1 protein-coding gene and 1 pseudogene are annotated in these 1501 nt (G+C 59.4%); one reads left to right on the top strand and one right to left on the bottom strand.

Going from position 1 to position 1501, the window contains the following annotated elements; genetic code table 11:
• Positions 1-129: 129 nt before the first annotated feature.
• Positions 130-710: pseudogene (locus EN780_RS34020) on the bottom strand (recombinase family protein).
• A 534-nt stretch (positions 711-1244) separates the two neighbouring features.
• Here EN780_RS34020 and EN780_RS34015 point away from each other — a divergent pair.
• On the top strand, positions 1245-1501 hold a 257-nt coding region (locus EN780_RS34015; RefSeq protein ID WP_128276441.1), incomplete at its 3' end, for a hypothetical protein.

The following is a 1501-nucleotide window of genomic DNA, read 5'->3' as shown; positions in this document are numbered from 1 at the left end:
GCTACGGATATACACCAGCATCTCGCTAGGACCAAGAGCGAAATGAGAGTTAACGTCCGCGTCTGTTCGGATTCCCGGCGCGGGTATCGGAGCCGTTGAGATCCGATCCTCTCGCGTCTCCACCCCCGTTCACTTCGCTAGTTGCTCCGATCGGGCCCGCGCCTGAGGGAAGTATTGGTAGAAGGTGACGCGGCTCACTCCCAGGCGGCGGGCGATATCAGCTACCGAGATATCTCCGGCCGCGAGCATGGCTTTTGCAGCTCGCATATCATCTTCAGTGAGCTTGGGTTTCGTCCACCTTTGCGACCGCGGGCGAGAGCCGCCTTCAGCCCTTCCATGGTCCGCTCACGATTCAGGTCCAGGAAATATTCCGCCATAGCACCGTGCATCTGTAAAGCGAACCGGCCGTGTGCGGTCTCGCTGTCGAAGTGCTCGGTTAGGCTTTGGAACTTGATGCCGTCCTGGCGGAGCTTGTCAATTGTTCGCATCATTTCGACAAGGGAGCGACCGAGCCAGTCGAGCTTCCACACCACCAGCACGTCCTGCGGCCGGAGATAGGCGAGGGCGGCCTCGAATTCCGGACGCTTGCTCCCCGCCTTACCGGACTTCTTCTCCTCAAAGATTTTCTCACATCCGGCGCGCGTCAGCGCGTCTCGTTGCATGTCGAGGTTCTGGTCTGCCGTTGAGACGCGGGCATATCCAATTAGCATGTAAGGATAGTGCAAACACCACGTTTTCCTGTCAATAGATTTCCTAACATATTTTCCTTACGCGATTGCCGCTGTTCGTCGCCTCAATAAAGGCGATTCTCAAAAGTGTAAGGAAAACGGTCGATTTGCAGACACAATGCCGTGCAGACCACGACCGAAGTTATAGCCTCCACTGCATAAGCGCGGGCTCCGGATGCAGCCAAGAGGAAATCTCAGTTGGGCGTAGACTCGTCCGCATGACGCATATCGTCGACCCAACTTCATGCCACTGAGAGGGAAGAAAGGGCTCTGCCCTCTCTCCCCCACAAGCAGAAAACCGGCTTTCCCCATGCTTCGGCCTACGGCCTGCAGCACCGGCCGGAATCCGCTCCGCGGACTCCGGCCCGCCCTTCGGGTGGGCGATCCCCCTTCCGGTTTTCAGCTTGTCCCCCGTTCTCCCGGTCCTCGCCGGACAGGCAGGGGCAGGACGAGGCCTGCCATGCCTTCCACTGGACGGGAAAGAAGGGTGGCCGCTTGAAAAGGAGCTGATGCGGCATGGTTGAAGCGAGGAATGAGGGGGCCGGGCTCAGCCTGGCCGAAATTACAGAGCGGCATATCGCGGCGCAAAAGGCCGCGGCTGATGTCGTGCGAGAGTGGGATGAGCGTCGCGCTGTCGGCGACGTCAGTAGCGTCGCCTATGCGAGCGCGTTGTTGGCCGTGGCAACGGAAGAGGCGGCAGCCCGTCGCATTGTCATGGAGTATTGCCCGCTCGACCATCAGGAGTCGATCCGCAAGCTGGTCTATATCTCGGC

The sequence above is a fragment of the Mesorhizobium sp. M4B.F.Ca.ET.089.01.1.1 genome, assembly GCF_004022605.1.
GTDB classification, from domain to species: domain Bacteria; phylum Pseudomonadota; class Alphaproteobacteria; order Rhizobiales; family Rhizobiaceae; genus Mesorhizobium; species Mesorhizobium abyssinicae.
This window is presented reverse-complemented; position numbering and strand designations above follow the sequence as displayed.